Source organism: Paenibacillus contaminans, from assembly GCF_003285015.1.
GTDB classification, from domain to species: Bacteria; Bacillota; Bacilli; order Paenibacillales; family NBRC-103111; genus Paenibacillus_V; species Paenibacillus_V contaminans.
In genome coordinates this window covers 138,456-156,936 of sequence record NZ_QMFB01000012.1, presented here as the reverse complement: position 1 = coordinate 156,936, position 18,481 = coordinate 138,456, and the positions used below count along the sequence as shown (strand labels likewise).

Below are 18,481 nucleotides of genomic sequence, written 5' to 3'. Positions count from 1 at the left end.
CTATCCCTCCTTCCTAATGACGGCAAAATCGAAAGGCTCGACGGTAACGCCGCCAACCGTATAAACCGTATCGTTGTAGTTGACGACGACGGAGACGCCGTTGTCGTAGCGCGTTTCGCGTACGCCTGCGGCAAGCTCCCGATGGCCCGTAATGAAGGCGCTGCGTACGAAGCCGAGCGTTTCATTCCATTGCTTGTATTCCGCCGCCAGCGTATCTTCCCATTCCTCGTACCGGCTGCTGTAAATGAAATTGCCGGGCGTCTTCCGCAGCTCCGCCGGGTCCTCGTACGTCAGCAAATAGTGCGGCACGGCGCCGAATTCGATCGAACGCAAAAGCTGCTCTTTGCCCGACTCCCGCAAATTTCCCCACTCGCCCGAATAATCGACGAGCCCGTGGATTGCGATCGGCAGGAACGGGACGGCTTTCGTGGCGACAAGATCGTAGCCGGGGCCGATAGGGAGATGCTGAATGAAGTCAAGGCCGCCGATAATGTAGCTGTTGCCTTCGGCCGCTCCGGTAGAACCGAGACGCTCCTTGGCCAGCTTGAGCAGTTTTTGGTAATTGGCCGCCGATTCGGCCCGCGTCGACGGATCGGAAGGGCGGAAGTTCGAATAAACGCTGCCGAAGCCTTCAAAGTACATGCCGTCGATACCAAGCGATTCGTATTTGCCGACATTTTCCTCGAACAGCCGCAGCGCCACGGAGGCCGGATTCACATACTGCGTCTCTCCATTCGCCTTGCCGGATAAGACCTTGCCGTTGATATCCTTCAGGGAATCGCGGGAAGGAACGAAACTGTCGTTCAAGCGCGAGCTCGTGTAGTCGGCCTGCAAATAAACGCGGTCGCCCTTTGCTTTGGCCTCTCGAACGAACGAGGCGAGCGCCTTATCGCCGCCGAGATCCCGCTCCGCAGGCGGAACGTCGGGCATCACATTGCGGTCGCCGCCTTTCGCCCAGCCGTTGTACAGCACGTTGATCGGCCCGACTCCCGCTTCATGCAGACCCTTCAGGATGGTCCCCGCCTGATCGAATGTCGTGGCGGGCACAAAGCTCGGCGAGAACAGCCCTTTCTCCTGAGCCCCTCCGTAAAGCGTCAAATAGAGCGGCAGCCCTTTGCCGTCGGCCGCGATTTTTGTCATGCCCTGCGTTTCCATTAAATAATTGCGGTAATCGGCCGCCATACCGGCGTAGTCCGCTTTGTCGCCGGACTGGAAGTAATATCGGATGCGCCTGTCTTCCGTCGAGCGCGTCTTCTCCACCGTCTTGTAGCCGGCGCCCAGTTTGCTCGTTTGGCGAAAAAACGGGTTCCGGTATTCGAACTGCGGGGCGATCCAGTGAAACGACGTATACAGGCCGGACGGGGTCGCTTGAACCGTAGACGTATATTCCCCTTGCTCGATGACAGCGAGAAACGAATGGTCGTCCTTCTTCATCCCGAACGCCGGAAAAATCGTATACGTGCCGGGCTGGCCGGGAATCGCCCGGTCGCTGCCGAATATTTTGGCGGAGACGCGGTTAAGCAGCTGATGCTCTTCCTTCATCGGGATAAGTGCACCCATCTCAAGGGGAACGAGCATATAGCCGTCTTTCTGAACGGCCTGTTTCTGAACGGCTCCGAAGAACGGGAACGGCCAGATGGCCACGATCTCCTTGCCGCCGGATTCGACGATCGAATCGGACGGAATCGATACTTCCAGATATCCGTTCCGCAGCTTGACAATAGTTTTGAATCGAATGCCGACCGTCTGCAGATCGAACGTCAGCTCCGCTCCGCCTTCCGTCCGTTCCACGGTCGTTTTCGTTTTGGCGTCGTTCAGGTTCGATGTCGTAAACGTCAGGCCGGTGCTTTGCTTGGAAGCGTCAACGTAATCGAGCAGGAAAGGGGAATCGGCGTTGCTTTTCCAAAGTCCTTTCAAATCGGGCTCCAGAGAAGTATCCGGGTCGCTTTGCCAAACGAAATCGCCTTGCTTGTCGCGTACCCGGATATGACCGGCATCGTTCACAAGCAGCTCCAGCTTGCCGTCCTCCGCCACCCGATTGTAGCTGTCCGGATTATATTCGATACGCTGGATCGCTGCCGGATTGACCGGCGGCGCAGCCGTATCCGCTTGTTTGACGGCGGGATTTGCGCCGAACGGATCGCCGAAGCCTACCACGTAGACGGCGCCTCCGAGCATCGCGGCAAGCAGCAGCAAAACGAGCACGCGTTTAATCACGGTAGGTCACCTCCGTCACGATTTGCACGAGGAAGTCGTACAGCTGGAACGTCAGGCCCGCGAGAATGAACAGCAGAATCCAGACGGCGAACATGAACAGCACGGACAAAAAAACGTTAAGCGCCGCTTCCCCGATTTCATAATTATGGATTTCCTTGGCCATGATGAAGAACAGGAGGAGGGTCCAGCCGATCATGACCGTATTGCCGAAATCGTAGACGACCTTCTCGTTCAGCGTCAGCACGTTGGACAAGACGGCAAGCGGCAGCGAAATGATCAGGAACGGCATAAGCGCATACGCGCTGCCGACGAAAACCTCCGTCCATTTTCCTTGGCCTTTCATGATGGACCCGATCATATAATTGGCGATCACCCAGGTGATCCAAGGCAAAACATATTGCAGCAGCAGCGTCAGCAGGCTGATGCCGTCGACTCCCGCCGGATTGAACAAATAGGAGGTAGCCAGCTTCGATAGCACCAAAAACGCGTAGGCCGCTACAAGCAGCAGTACGGCGGCGGCCATGCTTCCCTCGCCGGCGTACCGGATTTCCCAGAACACCTCGAACGGATGCTTCAGCACCCGGAACGACTGCTTGAGCTGAAACCGTACATCCAACAGCAGCTGCGCCCAGAACGACCCGGAACGAATCTTCGAAAGAATGCCGCTTCCGCCGCCGCCCGGGATGCGGGACGACGTTTCCGTACGGTCGTTCGGATCATGCTGCAGCTTCAACGCTTCCATCGTCCTTCCTCCCGGCCATTGTTTTTTTCAGCTTCCTTCCGGCTATCCAAGCGGCAACCAGTACGGCGCCGCCAAGCGCGAGCAGCCCGAAATGCTTCTGCATCCAAAGAAGGCGCACCTGCCAGAAGGCGTCGGAGTAGCCCTTCGTGTCCCCGCCGAGACGGAACTCCTTCATCGCCCGCTTATAGTCCCCTTCTTTGTAGTACGCTTTCGCTAGGCCCAGATGCGCCCGGAAATAATTGCTGTTCATATGCAGCACCTCGCGCCACGGACCGGCGCTTTCTTCGTAATGGCCTTGAATATGCAGATCGGTCGCCTTCCGGACGAGCGACCCGAATTCGGTAGGCCTGAACGTCTGGATAATGTTCGCCGTCCTGTCGAGAACGAACAGCTTCCCCGCGGAATCGAGCGCAAGCGCCGACGGGTATTTGAACAACCCGAGCTTTTGATAGCCTTCGTCCTTGAAGCCGAACGCGAACATCAGCTCGCCGATCGCATTGTATTGGAACAGGATGCCGAATTGTGCGTCTACCGCGGTAATGTTGCCGAGCGGGTCGACAACGACGTCGGTGAACTGCTTTTGCTGGCCGGCGAGCAGCTTCGTTACGCCGTAATTTTTCTCCCCGAGCAAATCTTTGCCGTCGAAGTTCAGCTTCTTGATCTGCCCGCCGTTTACCTGGATCGAGGTCGTGTAAAGCAACCCGTTCGGCCCGATCGATACGTTAGAGACGGTGCCCGGCAGCTTAAGCAGCTCCTTCTGCTTTTGCTCCTTCGTGAAAAATACCCGTTTCAGCGCATCCGACATGTTGAAGCTCACTTTATTCGCCCCGAAAAAACCTTCGAAGCCGCCGTCCGGATCGAGCAGCAGGAGTCCTTGGTAGCCGTTCTTCGTGGCTACGTACATGTAGCCCCTGTCGTCGACGACCAGCTTGGTCGGCTGATAAACGAAGTTTTTCGGGAGTATTGCCGATTGCGGCCGTTTGATCGAACGTTTAAATGTCCCTTGCGCGTCGTAGACGGCGATACGCTCATTTTTGGTGTCGGCTACGTACATCGTTCCGTCGGGACGGACGAACAGCCCGTTCGGCTCGTTCAGCTCCCCTTCGCCGTCGGGCCGGATGATGCGGATCGTTTGCCCGCGCCCGTTCATATGAACGATCCGGTTGTTCCCGGTGTCGGCGACATATAACTCGTCCTTGGCGTCGATGAACAGATCCTCCGGGTTTTTGAAGCCGGCATGCAGGAACGATTCCGGCACATAAGCCGGCTGCACCGGTACTTCTTTACCGCTCAAATCGTAGATGAACGTGCCGTAGGGCACATTCGCATAGGCGCTTTCGGCGCCCCACAAGCCGAATGCAAGAGCAGACAGCGCAAGCAGCAGGAGGCTTCGTTTCGAGAACCTTCTCATCGTCTTCTCCTTTCTTGAAATCTCAGCAAAGTATATCTCCGGCAATTGTTCGATTTCCCGGTAAACGCCAGCGTCAAAAACGCCCCTAGCCGTTTAATCCTTGATCCCGCCCGGATCACTTCAGCCCCGAGTGCGCCATCGTCGAAATGACTCTGCGCTGGAGAAGCAGGAACATCACGAAGCTCGGCAAAAACATGAGCAGGCTTGCCGCCGCCGCGACTCCTTGACGAGCCACGCTGTTGGCGAGGCCGCCTGTCAGCGTGCTGACGAAGAAGGGCAGCGTCTTCATCGTTTCGTCTTCGATGTACAGCGACGACGTTTCCATGTTGCTCCAAGTCGACTGGAAGATCAGAATGCAGGCAGTCGCCACCGCCGGCATGCACAGCGGCAGAATGATCCGTCCGAATACGCCGAATTCAGTCGCGCCTTCCATACGCGCCGCCTCCATCAATTCGTCCGGCAGCAAGTCGATGAATTGCTTGAACAGGAACACGATGACGGGCAGCGCGATGACGGGCAAAATATGCGCCCAATACGTGTTGATGATGCCGAGCTTGCTGATCACGTAATAACGCGGAATTTGCACCGTCTCCGGCGCGAACATCAGCGATACGATAATGACGGAGAACAGCCGCTTTTGGCCGATGAACCGGTGTTTGGACAACGCGTAAGCGCATATCGCGCTAATAAGCGTGCCGATGACGATCGTTGCCGCCGCGACGATGACCCCGTTGAAAATATACCGGCTGACCGGTACGACCGCTGTTTTCGTCACCACGAGCAGGTCGTAAAAGTTGTCGAGCGTCGGCTGCCTCGCCAGGAAAGTCGGCGGAAACAGAAACAGCTCATGGTATGGCTTGAGCGCATGATTAAACAAGTACACGATCGGCAGCAGCATAAAGACGGCCAGCATCGTCAGCAGTGCGGTCAGCACCCATTGGAACGGCGTCGTCCTGTTAAGCCGGCTCCGTTTACGTAACCGTAGGATCGCCATCTTGTCATTCCCCCTTCGAACCGAACAGCTTCCAGCACAGCTTGCTGGACAAATAGATGATGACGAGCAGAACGACGGATATCGCGGAGGCGTATCCCATCTCATAGCGGATGAAGCCGAAATCGTCGATATGGTTGATCATCAGATGCCCCGCATAGTTGGGCGACGGGTTGGAGCCGGTAATTTCGACGCTGATCGCCCCCGCTTTGAGCGTGCCGACGACCGCCATGACGGCGCCGAACAGCATTTGCGGCTTCATCGCCGGAATCGTGATGTACCAAATCTCCTGCAGCCGGGACCGGATGCCGTCGATCCGGCCCGCTTCGTACAACTGGCGGTCGACATTCTGAATGCCGGCGAGCATTGCCAGAAAACCGACGCCCATGCTCGCCCAGAGGGAAACGCCGATCATGATTTTCATAATGTACTGCGGCAAAATCGTCCACAGCTTCGGCTCGTTGATATAGCCGATATTGAGCAGGAAGTTGTTCAAGTAGCCGAGCCTGTCGCCGCTGAAAAAGATCAGCCAAACGACGGACATCGCGATGCCTGCGGTCATCGAAGGCGCATAAATGGCCAGCGTATAAACCGCACGGACGCGCTGGGGAAGTTGGGCGATGAGCCAAGCCAGCGCGAACGAGAGCATGTACCCGACCGGCCCGACGATGACGGCGAACAGGAATGTGTTCGGCAGCGCATATTGCCAGAACACGAGATCCTGCGTAAACAGCGCCTGATAGTTGAGCAGGCCGATAAATTTCGGCGGCTCGATCGCGTTGAAGCTCGTGAACGAGAGCATGATCGCCGCAAGCGTCGGCAGCGCGATAAACAGCAGAAACAGCAGGAAGAACGGAGAGATAAACAAATAGGAAACCCATGTTTTTCTCATGTCGGCCGCTGCAGCCCGGAGCTTTTCCTTGAGCGTCGGGACCGCCCGCGAGCGTTTGCGTACCGGAACGGCCGGAACCGCTGCGGAGGAACCCGTGCGACTTCCGAGATTCGTCATGGCGTACCGCCTCCTTCCCAAGGCTGCTTCAGATCGGGCAATTGCAGCTTGCGTACCGCATTGCCGTCCTCATCGTAGAAGCCGAATTCCCGCTGCTTGCGCTTCAGCTCGCTATCGATCTGGAATACCGCCCTCTCCAGCATTTCCCTGTAATTTTGGTTTTGCAGCACGGTACGGGTCCAAGCGAACATCAGCTCCCGCGACGTAAAGTAACCGCCGGGCACGTTCGGCATTTCTTTGTACCATTTCCACTGGTCGAGAATCGTCGCAGCGTCTTTCTCCGGCCACGGCAGCTTCTTGAACGCTTCCACGTTCGCGGTATTCCAGCGGAATTCGATGCCGTTCAGCAGCTCGATCTCATTGCCGAATCGAGCCTGCGTGTCCGTGGACGTCCACCATTTCAAGAAAGCCCAAGCGTCGTCTTTACGTTCGGAGGTCTTGAAGATCATGCCGGATGTCAGGTTGCCTCCGGCCCAGCGGACGATCGTTCCGTCCTTCTGCCGGATGCCGGGAATCGGCGCCATTTCCCAAGAGCCGGCAAGCTCCGGCGCAGCCACCAGCAGCTGCATGTACGTGTTATAATCGGCGATGCCGACCGGCATATCGCCGCTGCGGAAGTGCATGTAGAAGCTCGACACCTCGGTCGGAAGCCCGTAAACCGTGAACATCTCCGTCCACTGCTTGAACGCGTTGAACCCTTCACGCGAGTCCATCGCCGAACGCGAGCCGTCCTCCGTATAGAAGGAGGCGCCGTTCTGCAGGAAGAGCGGCACGTAATTCAGCTTCGGCATGAAAAAGCTGTAGCCTTTCTGCTGCAAGGTCGGAAGCATGCTGTACATGTCGTCCCACATCGCCGGCGGCTTCAGCCCGATGCTTGCCAGCACGTCGGAACGGTAGAAAAGCACGTTAAGCGCGACCGTCTCCGGAACCGCGTATATGCCGCCGTCATACGTGAACGGGATGAGCGTTCCCGGCTGGAAACGTTCCGCCACGTCCTTGAAATCGGGAAAGTCGCTGAGCGGGACGAGCGAGTTGCGCATCGCGAAATCGACCGGCGTCCCTTCGGCGATCCCAAGCGCGACATCCGGTTCGCGCCCTGCGGAGTTGCTCAAGACGAGCTGTCCGGGATTCGGCATCAAATTGACGTTCACCTTGATGCCCGACTTCGCCGTAAACGATTCGTCCGCCAGCTGCTGCATGAGCGCAACATAATCGCGCCCCCGGTTCACCCAAACGTCGATGCCGTCCGGATCCCGTCTCCCGTAATATTGGTAGTTCGGCGAGAACGTCCGAAAAAAGTTCACGACCAGGTCCTCGACGACGGCGAACGTCCCGGGCGGCTTCTCCGGCTGTCCCGGCGACGATGTGACATAAATACGATCGAGCGTGAGCGGCTGACGGCCCAGCGTATCGATGAACATCGTCATTTTTTCGAGGTTTTGAGCGTGCATCTCGGGCGGACGCTTCGACAGCAAGTCCGGATCCTCCGCCATTTTGCGCAGATCGAAAATGACGGAGCGCAATCCGTCCGCGCCCTGCAGGGAGTTGCCGTAGAGCGCCTGCAGCTTGTCGACCTGCGTCTGCAGCCGATCGGCCAGACCGTCCAGCTTGGATGCGGCGTCGGGCATCGTTTCCGCCAAGTTCCAATCGCGGTTTTTGTCGACCATGCTGCGGTTTTTGATGCCGGTTACCATCGCCACCTCACGGTTGATTTCTTGATACCCGTCGACGATCGATTGCAGCGACTCGCGGACGGGCGTCGTTGGCGATGGGTCGGCGGTCAACTCCAGCCGATGCGTCCCCTTGCGCAAATAAATCGCATACGGCTTGCCGCCTTCGTCCTTGAGCGCCTCGACATTCCATTTACGCGAATACGGAAACGGATACGATTGCAGCTCATGAAACGGCAGTTCCCCGTCGATGCGTATTTGTCTGAAGCTGACGGAATCCTTCGTAAAATTTTGCAAATACTTGAAATGAATATAATACAATCCGTCCTTCGGCACCTCGAACGTCCATTCCGCCGTCTGGCCGCCCCGGCTCCAGCGAAGGCCGCCCATCGTATTGTAAATTTGCTTGCCGTTCGATTCCGGACCGGCAAGATTGTCGTTGCTCGGCTGCACTTGAACGGAAGGATCGGATTTGGCGCTCATGGCTTCCGCTTCGAGCGTTAGCTGCCGTTCGGCCCCGTTATCGTTCGGAAGCGTTTGCCAAGCGGCTGCGGCTTGTTCGTACGCGGGCGCCGTCTGAGGCGCCACAACAGCGATTTCGGCTAAGGCGAACGGCTCCATAACCGACTCCAGCCGAATCGTATGCTTGCCTTTGGACAGCTTCCAGCGGAGCGGCTCGGGGGAGGACATTTTGGCGTCGGCCAGCCGCCGCACGCTCCAAGCCGTCACTTCTTCCTGCGACGGCCGGGTTTGGTCGCCGTGCTCGTTTACCTTCGGCGGATAATCGGAGTCCTTCCAGCTGCGCGACAGCTGAATGTTTTTCGCCTCGTCGAACGCGAAATCGCCGTCCATCTTTACCCCGATCTGCACCGGGCTGGACGACCCCTTTAACGGCAATACCGTCAGCTCGATGTTATACAAGCCGTCCGCCGGCACCTCGACTTCGTACTCGGCCCATTGTTTCGCCTGCTTGAGCTGCAGGACGTTTGTTTTCCCGTCGACATCCCCGCTTGCCGCATTAGGAGACATGCTTGAATAGCGGGAAGCCGGGACGCGTCCGGCATCCGCGGCGGCGTTCGTCACGCCTTCCTTGCTCCACGCCAGCAGCCTCTGCGAATAGAGCGATGCGTACGTATCGGGCAGCGGTTCGGCCGGCGGCATAGCGGATTTCGTGCGCTCCTCCCCTCTGGCGGTTCCGCCCGCCAGCATGCCGCCCGCCGGTGCAAAGAGCAGCAGGACGGCGAGCGCAAGCTTTGTAACGGTTACAGTCTTCTTTCCCATCGATGATCCTCTCCACCCTGACGGTTTATGCGATGGCCTGCTGCGTATCGCGGTTGAAAAAGAGCGTGAACTGCGGATTGAGCGCAAGCTCAAGCTTCATGCCGTCCGCGATCCGGTCGTACGCAGCAGCGCGCATGACGATTTTGTCGTCGCCGACCTTAACGTGAATGAATCGGTCCGCTCCCACCAGCTCGCTGAAATATACTTCGCCCGTTATAGGCGTTTCTGTCTTGATACTGACGCCGAGCCCCTCGGCCTGATCCGATTTATAGACGTTTTCCGCACGGATGCCGAGCACAACGGCTTTATCCAAGTAGCCCTTCTCCAGCAGCGTCTTGCTCTTCTCCGGTGCAAGCGGAATCGCATAGCGGGGCGTGTCGAACATAAGGCCGCCGTCTTTGCCGAGCCGGAGCCTTCCTTCCAGGAAATTGATCGGCGGCGATCCGATGAAATTGGCGACAAACATGTTGGCCGGTTTCATATACACGTCCTCCGGCACGCCCACCTGCTGGATGATCCCGTCCTTCATGATGCAAATGCGGGTGCCCATCGTCATGGCCTCCGTCTGGTCGTGCGTGACGTAAATCATCGTCGTATCCAAACGTCTGTGCAGCTCGATAATTTCCGTCCGCATCTGCACGCGGAGACGGGCGTCCAAATTGGACAGCGGTTCGTCCATAAGGAACGCTTTGGGATGGCGGACGATCGCACGCCCCAAGGCGACGCGCTGGCGCTGGCCTCCGGACAGCTGCCGGGGCTTTCGCTCGAGCAGATGCTCGATCTCGAGCGTCCGCGCATTTTGCTTGACCGCCGATTCGATTTGATGCTTCTCCGTCTTGCGGAGCCGCAAACCGAATGCCATATTTTCGAAGACGCTCATGTTGGGATAAAGCGCATAATTTTGAAACACCATCGCAATGTCGCGCTTTTTAGGGGGAACATGATTAACAAGCTCCCCGCCGATATAAATTTCTCCTTGACTGACCCGCTCCAGTCCCGCGACCATGCGGAGCGTGGTGGACTTGCCGCAGCCGGAAGGCCCGACGAAAACCATAAATTCGCCGTCCTCGATATCGAGGCTCACGTCCTTCACGACAAGCGGTCCGTTCTTGCTGTAGCTTTTGTACAAATGACGAAGCGATACCCCTGCCATATCGGTTTGCCCCTTCTCGTCGCGTGTGGAATGGCTGTGGCGTTGTGGCGCGTTACGCCATCAAGCCGAAATTTCTGAGCGCCTGCTTTAATTGGTTAAGCTCCGCCTCAAGCTGCTCGACCGTCGAACCGTTCGTATCGGGCTGAGCCGGCAGCTTGCCGGGCTGGCCGAACGGCTGAACCGACGGCGGCAAATAGGACACGGCGCTCGCCGTCAGTACTTCCGCCGTTAGTGCGGCGTTCACCCGCAGCTCGTTGCCCGCGATGTGGACGATGCGGCGTTCCTGATTGCCGGCTAGGATAAGAATCCATTGGCCGACTTTCAACTGCGAAGCATCGTTTACCGTTACGACGGAGGAAAACTTCCGTCCCGTCGCCGTCACGCCGCCGAGTGCCCCGAACGTTCCTCCCGTCAATACTTTATAGCCGATCGGCGCTATCGCTCCGGCCGTCCCTGTTTTGACGACAAAAACGATCGTACCCGCCTGATAAGTCGTACCTGCCTCCAGCAGCGGATCGTCCAAAAATTTCTCGGAATATTTGATATATTTCTCGGCTGCATCCGTTTTCACGGAAGCGTTCAAATCGAGCCATAACCCGCCCTGCTTGGAGGTGATCTGATTACCGGTCACTTCGACGCCGGTAAACGTGCCATCCGTCGCGTTCAGCCGGATCGAATACAAGCCGCGTCCCGGATCATACGTTTCGATGATCATATTGTCCGATATTTTGGCATTGATCACGGTGGAACGGAGCAGAATGGCCGCTCTGTACGCCTCGTTGGCAGCCGGGTAATGGGCCGCGTTGACGATCACGTTGCCGGCGATTTGCAAATTCGCCATCGTTCCGACTTTCTTCGTATTGCCGATATGGATGGCGGCCATCGGCGAATTTTTGATGATATTGTTGCTGATGACGACGTTCTTGACGTCCGTTTCCCGGACGAAGCCGATGCCGTAGCAAAAACCTTCAAGCAGCTCGCGCTTGACGAACTCCTCCTGGAACAATATCGTGTTGCCGGTGATCGTAATATTCTCGAACGTTCCGGTATAGTCCGCCGGCAGGAAACCCGGATAGGCGCCGATGCCGACCATCATCGTCCTCTTTTTGTCCGCGTTGGCGATACTGACCGTATTTCCGGCGATCGTCACGTTTTTGATCGAATGCTGCTTGTAGGTCCATAGCTGGATCGCATGCACGGCGTTCGTGAACGTGTTGTTCGATACCGTAATGTCCGCGTGATCGCCGCTCGTCTCGCTGGCTTGAATATGCACGCCGGTAATGTAACCGTCCGATACGTTGCCGGATACGACGCTTTGCCCGGTATGCGTTTCGATTGCGCCGAACGCCGTTTGTCCGGGCGCCGCATAGAACTTGCAGTTCGTCACCGTATGTCTTCGTCCGTTCATGTAGACCGCCGAATTATCGTAATTCGGGGCGCCCTTGGCCGCGACGAAATTGAACTGGCAATTGTTCACGGAAGCGTTCTTGGAATTCGCATTGTTCATGATGACGGTATTCATGCCGCAGATCGGATCGAAGATGCAGTCCTCGACGAGAATGTTGTCATAATCGAACAAGCTGATGCAGAACTGTGCCCAGTAGTACGTGTCCGTGCGGCTTAGGTCGATGTTGCAGGTCAAGTTGTTTTGGGGATTCTGGTCGAACTTCAGCCCCCGGATTTTAACATTCTTGACGTTCGGCCATGTTTGGAAATCGCCGAAAATCGTCCAGTAATCGCCCGCATTATCTTTGACCTTGATGATGGAGGAGGAGCCTGCGCCTTGCAGATTGACATTGCTTTTGAGCGGAATATGGCGCTTCTGCAGCGACGGCGATACGATGTACGTGCCGGGCGGAAAATAAAGCGTCCCGCCGCCCAGGTTGAACACGGCCAGAATGGCTGCGCGGATAATGTCCAGGTCGTCGGTTGCGCCGTCCCCTTTGGCGCCGAACCACTTGACGCTGTAGAAATCGCTTTCGATAATCCGCTTGAAGCGGTGCCCGCCTGCTGCCGAGACGAGAACAGTCCCCGTATTGTCAGTGGCGGCCGTGTCGGCGGCATCATAGTAGAAATGTCCCTCCTGCCCCGGATCGGTTATGTAGTACAGAACGTCCCGGTCCGGCTCTTCCATGGCACGCAGCGCGGCTAGCGTCGTCTTAACAAAATCGCCCTTATGCTTTTCCGGCTTAGGAGGTTTGGGAGGCTTCGTTTTTTTCTCGTGTTCGGACTTCTCCTTGCCTTCCGCTTCGCCGTATACCGCTTCGGTCACACTGCCTGCGGCGCGGGCGGTCCGGAACGAGGCGCCATAGGCGATTGCCGCCGCCCCCATGGCTCCGACTGCGGCCAGCAGCTTCCGGCGCGTCATCCGCTGCTGCACAAAGTCCTCCATTTGAGGGCTATCCCCCCGATCAAGCCGATCTCCTGTTGCTTCCATACGTTCCTCATCAATACGTTGCGACTTGTTTTCCATACCTGACTCCTCCTTTAGGTTGTGGATCAAGCAATTGATTGATGTCGATTCGCAGCTGCGGTGAACCGTGGCGGGGCGGTGAAGATCTTGCTCGAATCGGCAATAAACGGCTTCGGGCAACCCGAATCCGTTCTCGCCGTTGTACTACTTCTTCTTGCTCGCGTAGAAATCGTCAATCCGCTTTTGCACTTCTTTGTTTACTTGATCCATCAGTTCCTTGGCCGTAATTTTGCCGGCGATCAGATCCGGGAACAGTTTTTTGTATTCCGTAGAATAGTCGGTCGGAAATTGCGGGATCCATTTGGCCGCTTGCATGTTAATATCGAGAAACACCTTCAGATCGGGATCGGTCTTGCTCTTCTCCTCCAAGAACTTGCTCGATTTCATCGGCGACAGCAGCCCCAGACGGTTGTAAAGCGATTCCGCGCCTTGCTCGGTCGACGACAGCCACTTGATGAATGCCCAGGCCGCGTCCTTGTCCTTGGCCGCCTTCAAGATCGCCAAGTTCGAGCCGCCGTTCCACAAGCTGCTTTGCGGCGCCGGCATGACGGTCAGATCAAGATCCGGTTTTGCCTTGCGGAAATCTCTCAGATTGTCGGACGTCAGGATGGCCATCGCCTGTTTCTCGGCAAGGAACGGATGGGTATTTTTCGGCAGCTCGCTTTTCATTTGCGTGTATGCCTGCTGATTGATCGTCTCGCGGTTGAATTTGGCCATCCAGTCAAGCGCATCGACGATTTTCGGGTCGTTGAGATTGACTTTCTTCGTCTCCGGATTCCAGAAAGTAGACGGGTCGGCGCCGTTCAAATAAGAAACGAAAAATAGTCCGGACAAATTGCCATAATAAAAGAGCGGATTGTCGCCGGTCATTTCGTACTGGCCGTTTTTCATGATCCAGAACTTTTTGAAAAACTCGTCGGTATCTTTCATGCCCTGCAGCTTCGGAATCGATTTCTCGCCGTATTGGTTCATGATTTTGTTATTGACGACGAGGGCATAGGTCGGATTGGAGTTCATCGGAATGCCGTATTGTCCCTTCTCGAACTGCGGGATTTCATACAGCACCTTGTGGAACAGGCTCTCCGGCTTGTAGTCGGGATCCTTCTTGATATACGGACCGAGTTCCTCGAACATGCCGTCCATAATCCAATTCGCTTCGAGTCTGTTGTTCGTTGCGATGGCAGGCGGGTTTCCGGCGGCAATCATCGGCTCGAGCGGTCCAAGCACTGTTTTCACGGTCACGTTCGGATACGTTTTGTTGAAATCGGCTATCAGGTCTTTCAGCCCCTGCTCCGGCCATGTCGTATTGGCGTATTGCCAGACAACTTCGCCTTTGATCGAAGCGGGATCTTCCTTCGGTTTCTGCGAGGCGACCGGACTGGCAGCCGGACTGCCGCCGGTAGGGGAACTGGAAGCGGTACCCGCGTTGCCGGAACCTCCTCCGCAAGCCGACAGCGCTACCGAGGATAACAGTACAAGTGCCGTTGTCAGTGCGAAACGTTTGTTGCGTTTTGCATTAAGCATGTTTCGTTCAAACTCCTTTTCAATTGGTTTGGCGTACCAAGACCAGCTTCTGTCCAGCGACCGTAAACGTTTTCATTTCCGGTTGATATCGTAATCATAACGCGCTTGAATGCTGAAAGCTTTGGAGGATAAATCGTTCTTTTTGCACTTCGACTTGGACATTCGTTCGATTTTTTTGCACACGATCGAAGGGGTAACGAGAACCGAGGAATCGTATTTGATCCGCAGGTCTCAGCCTTGGCGCAAGCGGAGGACGGAGTGGATTAAAAAGGCCGAATCGGCAAACAAAAACGCCTCCATCCACTTTGAAAGCGGTAGGAAGCGTATTTGTTTACATGATGGGAGCTGCCCGTTCCAATCTATTCTTCCGGGACAGCCCTTTCGGGAGATTTCAATGTCACGCGATACTGACAACCGCTCCGTCCGATTTGGCCGAGCGGGCTTCCGCCTCGGCGATGACGAGCGCCTCCAGCGTGCTCTCCGGCGCCGCCCGGTCGACCGGCCGGTTGTGGGCGACCGCCTCGGCGAAATATTTGATTTCCCGGTAGTAGCCGGACTCCGTCGACAGCTCGGGAACGAAACCTTTGCCTTCCTTCGGATTGTCGCGAAGCGTCCGCTTTTCGTAAATGAGATTGCCGTTTTCGAAATTAACGCGGAACGACATTTCGAAGCCGAACTCGCCGTGCAGCGCCCGGTCGATTTGCGAGTTGACGATTTTTTTGTCCGGGTAAGCGTAGTTGGTGGAAATGATGTCGAAGGAGCTGCCCGGCAGCACGTCGCGTGCGATCGTCGAGACGGCTTGCGGCTTGCCGAACAGCCAGTTGATCACGTCGATGTCGTGAATATGCAGGTCGAACAGTCCGCCGCCGCTCGTTTCCTTGCGCACCATCCAATCGTTATGCGTCCATTTCGGCGGATTGCCGCCGCGGAAGAAGTGGGCCGACAGCACCTGTCCGTACCGCCCGCTCTCCACGGTCTCCTTCAAATATTCATACTCCGGCCAAAAACGCAGCACCTGGGCGATCATCAGCTTCTTGCCGCTCCGCTGCGCCGCGTCGACCATGAGACGCCCTTCCGCCGAGCTGAGCGCCATAGGCTTCTCGCAAAGCACGTGGAAGCCGCGATCGAGCGCCTTCACCGTCATTTCCGGGTGCAAATGACTAGGCATCGCGATATCGACGAAGTCGAACTCTTCTTCCGCCAGCATGCGGTCATAATCGTAATAATGCTTGTAGCCGGACAGATCGAAGCCGTCCGCGGCCGTTTGGATGTTGCCCTCAATAAAGATGCCGCGAAACTTTTTCTCATCCATGTCGCAGATGGACGTTACCTGAATCGGAAACCCTTCTTCCACGAGCCGCTCGTAGCTTTTCAAATGCGCGCGGCCCATAAATCCGAGACCAACCAGCCCTACTTTCAGCATAAGCGTTTTCTCCTTTTCATCATACCGGGAACCGGACGGCGTTCGGCCTCGTCCAGACGAGATGCTGAACGAACCCTTCCGCAAACGTGCAGCCCGCTTGAATGCCTCTCGTCTTGCCAAGCGTCTTCACAAAATCGACGATATCGACGTTGTCGTGCTCTTTCAGCCAAACGAGCTGGCTTTGATGCTTGCTCAGCATGTCCAGCTTCGTGTCCAAATGATCGGTCACATCGACGTAAAATGTCGGCTCGAAGCCGAGTCCCGACAAATTGTCCATGTAATAAAGGCCCGGCACTTTATCGGCCGCCGGGTTGTTCGTCCGAAACCAGGGCAGCGTGGCGAAAAAAGTCGCGTGAAACACCAGCTGGCTGACGGCGATATGATCCGGCATGTAATCGTTCGGCGCGTGGGTGATGACGATGTCCGGCCGCGCATAACGGATGAGGTCGATGAAGATCATCCGGTTTTCCTGATTCTCGGCTATAATCTCCCCGTCGCCAAAACCGAGCGAGATGACCTCGCTGCCGATGACGGCGCCCGCTTCCTGTGCTTCCTGCCGGCGAATTTCCGTCAGCTCGGCCGGCTCGATCCGGTAATGGCCCTTATCTCCCTTGCACGCATGGCACAGCACGATATGGTGGCCGGCCTGCTTCAGCTTGGCCAGCGTACCGGCGCAGGAAATTTCGATATCGTCGGGATGCGCGCCTACCGCCAAAATATTCATACGATCGCTCCTTAATTCAGCTCGGGCTCAAGCGGTCCCGCCAGCCCGTTGAGGAAAAACAGCCTGCCCGGAATCGCCGGCATATAGCTGGAAGGGATCCATGGATCCGGCCCGTACTTCAGCGTCGTTAGCAGCGACATACCCTGCCACATCATGCCCCGGCCGAGCTCGCCGTCGGCGCCGCCGATCGCGTAGTCCGCTTGCAGGAACAATCCTGGCCCGATCGTATTGGCATAACAAGGGACAAGCGTCGTCCGGCTTTTGAAGCTTGTGATCGCGTTCTGCTCGATCGTGAGGGGATGCAGCTTGGCTCCGATCCTGTGCGTATCCGCCCGCCATGCCGCTTCCGATTCATATTCTCCGGCAAATTGCGGCTCCCAGAAGGCGATGTGGAACACGCGGCCGATGCCGTAGACGACGGCGAGCTTGGCGCCTTCGCTGCGGAGCGCGGCGATTTTGCCGGCGTAAGCGGGCAAGTTTTCCTTCGTCGCATAGTTCCGCTGGCTCTCCGGTACAGTCAGGTCGCCGAGCAGCCCGTAAAAGCTGTTTTCCATCGCATATTGGAAAGCCCCCGGATTGGACGGCGGCAGCGTGTTGCCTTCGGCGTCGCTCCATTCGTCCATGTTGAAGCCGTAGACATGGGAAGCGCTTACCCCCCACTCTTTAAGGAAGAAAACCGTCCATTTGTACATCCCCATCGGCCCGACCGGCAAAATAAGCGCCAGCTTCTCGCCCCGTTCCCGCGTCCGCTTGATCAGCAGCGCGATTTCGTGTCCCATGTACGTATCGAACTGCTCCAAACTGCTGCACGACACCGGCTCGAATCCACCATGCCAATGCGCTTCGCGTTTCAGCGCTTCCTCCCGCGGCAGCGACGCGCAAGCGTCGATTTTGGCCAAATCCCAGCCTGCCGGAAAATACCCTTCCATCATGGAGCCTTTAAGCGTCGTAATCAGATTCATGCCCGATCCCTCCCCGCCGGCCGCTCTAGGCCAGCCATTTCGTCAGATTGTCGATCGTCGCGCGTATATCCCGCGCTTGCTCGTCTCCGGAGATTTCCCGTTCGATGATCAGCTCGCCGTCGTAGCCGATTTCGCGCAGCTTCGCCAAAAACTCGGGAAACCGCACCTTGCCGGTGCCGACGAGCACTTCTTTGCCGAGCAGATCGCCGTTCGTGGGATAAAGTCCGTCCTTAACATGAACATTGCGTACGTAAGGCCCGATGACGTCAAGCGCGTCGATCGGATTGCCTTTGCCGTACAAAATCAGATTGGCCGGATCCAGATTGATGCCGAGATTGCCTGTACCTACACGCTCAATCGTGCGAAGCAGGACGACCGGCGTTTCCTGACCCGTTTCGAACCAGAAGCCGAGTCCTTTGCTTTCGCAATAGGCCGCTACCTCGCGGATCGCTTGAACGACACCGTCGTATACCGGATCCGTCATATTTTCCGGGATGAAGCCGCAATGCGTAACGACCGCGGGAGCGCCGATCCGTTCGGCGAAATCGGCCCAGCCTTTGAGCGTCCGCACCCGTTCCTCCCGGTATTGCTCCGGCACGAGACCGAGCGTTACAGGACCCTCCGTGAAATTCCACTTGCCGGGTCCGGCTACCCACCCCCATAAAGCGCATATGCGCACGCCGTGTTTGCGCGATTCGCGCACGACGTTGTCAGCGACCTCCGGGGTGCACAAAACGGGGTCCCAGCCGGTCAGCTGGCAAACCTTCAAGCCGAATTGACTGACATGCTCGAAGCAGCTTCCGTTGTTTTTCAAAATATTAATGACGCCGATCTCCATCCGATGCGCCTCCATTCTATCGTCATGGATTCAACGTAATCATAACGCGGAAGCATAATGCGA

The 18,481-nt window shown here is 56.8% G+C and carries 13 protein-coding genes; all 13 read right to left on the bottom strand.

The window, feature by feature from the left end:
* The 13 genes from DQG23_RS20730 to DQG23_RS20670 all read right to left on the bottom strand — a co-directional run bounded on the left by DQG23_RS20730 (nucleotide 1) and on the right by DQG23_RS20670 (nucleotide 18,418).
* The gene (locus tag DQG23_RS20730; protein ID WP_113032787.1) at nucleotides 1-2,217 is read right to left on the bottom strand and encodes a DUF5696 domain-containing protein; all 2,217 of its coding nucleotides are present in this window, start codon (nucleotides 2,215-2,217) and stop codon (nucleotides 1-3) included.
* Nucleotides 2,210-2,959: a YIP1 family protein gene (locus tag DQG23_RS20725; protein ID WP_113032786.1), complete on the bottom strand. Its 750-nt coding sequence runs from the start codon at nucleotides 2,957-2,959 to the stop codon at nucleotides 2,210-2,212. Before DQG23_RS20725 ends, DQG23_RS20730 begins: the two co-directional genes overlap by 8 nt.
* Complete coding sequence (locus tag DQG23_RS41845; protein WP_146762343.1) at nucleotides 2,934-4,370, bottom strand: NHL repeat-containing protein; 1,437 nt, start codon at nucleotides 4,368-4,370, stop codon at nucleotides 2,934-2,936. Before DQG23_RS41845 ends, DQG23_RS20725 begins: the two co-directional genes overlap by 26 nt.
* A gap of 115 nt (nucleotides 4,371-4,485) precedes the next feature.
* Nucleotides 4,486-5,364, bottom strand: coding sequence for a carbohydrate ABC transporter permease (locus DQG23_RS20715; protein WP_113032784.1), 879 nt, complete (start codon nucleotides 5,362-5,364; stop codon nucleotides 4,486-4,488).
* 4 nt (nucleotides 5,365-5,368) lie between these two features.
* On the bottom strand, nucleotides 5,369-6,370 hold the full coding sequence (locus DQG23_RS20710) for a carbohydrate ABC transporter permease (protein ID WP_113032783.1): 1,002 nt from the start codon (nucleotides 6,368-6,370) through the stop codon (nucleotides 5,369-5,371).
* Nucleotides 6,367-9,321 carry an extracellular solute-binding protein gene (locus DQG23_RS20705; RefSeq protein WP_113032782.1) on the bottom strand — a complete coding sequence of 985 codons (2,955 nt, stop codon included), beginning with the start codon at nucleotides 9,319-9,321 and terminating at the stop codon, nucleotides 6,367-6,369. Before DQG23_RS20705 ends, DQG23_RS20710 begins: the two co-directional genes overlap by 4 nt.
* Nucleotides 9,322-9,346: 25 nt before the next feature.
* Complete coding sequence (locus DQG23_RS20700) at nucleotides 9,347-10,474, bottom strand: ABC transporter ATP-binding protein (RefSeq protein ID WP_113032781.1); 1,128 nt, start codon at nucleotides 10,472-10,474, stop codon at nucleotides 9,347-9,349.
* 52 nt (nucleotides 10,475-10,526) lie between these two features.
* On the bottom strand, nucleotides 10,527-12,947 hold the full coding sequence (locus DQG23_RS20695; protein ID WP_113032780.1) for a glycosyl hydrolase family 28-related protein: 2,421 nt from the start codon (nucleotides 12,945-12,947) through the stop codon (nucleotides 10,527-10,529).
* 144 nt (nucleotides 12,948-13,091) lie between these two features.
* On the bottom strand, nucleotides 13,092-14,471 hold the full coding sequence (locus DQG23_RS20690) for an extracellular solute-binding protein (RefSeq protein WP_113032779.1): 1,380 nt from the start codon (nucleotides 14,469-14,471) through the stop codon (nucleotides 13,092-13,094).
* Between the two features lie 397 nt (nucleotides 14,472-14,868).
* The gene (locus DQG23_RS20685; RefSeq protein WP_113032778.1) at nucleotides 14,869-15,894 is read right to left on the bottom strand and encodes a Gfo/Idh/MocA family protein; all 1,026 of its coding nucleotides are present in this window, start codon (nucleotides 15,892-15,894) and stop codon (nucleotides 14,869-14,871) included.
* A 19-nt stretch (nucleotides 15,895-15,913) separates the two neighbouring features.
* The gene (locus DQG23_RS20680) at nucleotides 15,914-16,618 is read right to left on the bottom strand and encodes a PIG-L deacetylase family protein (protein ID WP_113032777.1); all 705 of its coding nucleotides are present in this window, start codon (nucleotides 16,616-16,618) and stop codon (nucleotides 15,914-15,916) included.
* A gap of 11 nt (nucleotides 16,619-16,629) precedes the next feature.
* Complete coding sequence (locus DQG23_RS20675) at nucleotides 16,630-17,580, bottom strand: sugar phosphate isomerase family (RefSeq protein ID WP_113032776.1); 951 nt, start codon at nucleotides 17,578-17,580, stop codon at nucleotides 16,630-16,632.
* Between the two features lie 25 nt (nucleotides 17,581-17,605).
* Nucleotides 17,606-18,418, bottom strand: coding sequence for a sugar phosphate isomerase/epimerase family protein (locus tag DQG23_RS20670; RefSeq protein WP_113032775.1), 813 nt, complete (start codon nucleotides 18,416-18,418; stop codon nucleotides 17,606-17,608).
* Between the last annotated feature and the right edge of the window lie 63 nt (nucleotides 18,419-18,481).

Coding starts and splice junctions, on each gene's coding strand:
- DQG23_RS20725 (WP_113032786.1), bottom strand. CDS start 2,959: ATGGAAGCGTTGAAGCTGCAGCATGATCCGAACGACCGTACGGAAACG.
- DQG23_RS41845 (WP_146762343.1), bottom strand. CDS start 4,370: ATGAGAAGGTTCTCGAAACGAAGCCTCCTGCTGCTTGCGCTGTCTGCT.
- DQG23_RS20715 (WP_113032784.1), bottom strand. CDS start 5,364: ATGGCGATCCTACGGTTACGTAAACGGAGCCGGCTTAACAGGACGACG.
- DQG23_RS20710 (WP_113032783.1), bottom strand. CDS start 6,370: ATGACGAATCTCGGAAGTCGCACGGGTTCCTCCGCAGCGGTTCCGGCC.
- DQG23_RS20705 (WP_113032782.1), bottom strand. CDS start 9,321: ATGGGAAAGAAGACTGTAACCGTTACAAAGCTTGCGCTCGCCGTCCTG.
- DQG23_RS20700 (WP_113032781.1), bottom strand. CDS start 10,474: ATGGCAGGGGTATCGCTTCGTCATTTGTACAAAAGCTACAGCAAGAAC.
- DQG23_RS20695 (WP_113032780.1), bottom strand. CDS start 12,947: ATGGAAAACAAGTCGCAACGTATTGATGAGGAACGTATGGAAGCAACA.
- DQG23_RS20690 (WP_113032779.1), bottom strand. CDS start 14,471: ATGCTTAATGCAAAACGCAACAAACGTTTCGCACTGACAACGGCACTT.
- DQG23_RS20685 (WP_113032778.1), bottom strand. CDS start 15,894: ATGCTGAAAGTAGGGCTGGTTGGTCTCGGATTTATGGGCCGCGCGCAT.
- DQG23_RS20680 (WP_113032777.1), bottom strand. CDS start 16,618: ATGAATATTTTGGCGGTAGGCGCGCATCCCGACGATATCGAAATTTCC.
- DQG23_RS20675 (WP_113032776.1), bottom strand. CDS start 17,580: ATGAATCTGATTACGACGCTTAAAGGCTCCATGATGGAAGGGTATTTT.
- DQG23_RS20670 (WP_113032775.1), bottom strand. CDS start 18,418: ATGGAGATCGGCGTCATTAATATTTTGAAAAACAACGGAAGCTGCTTC.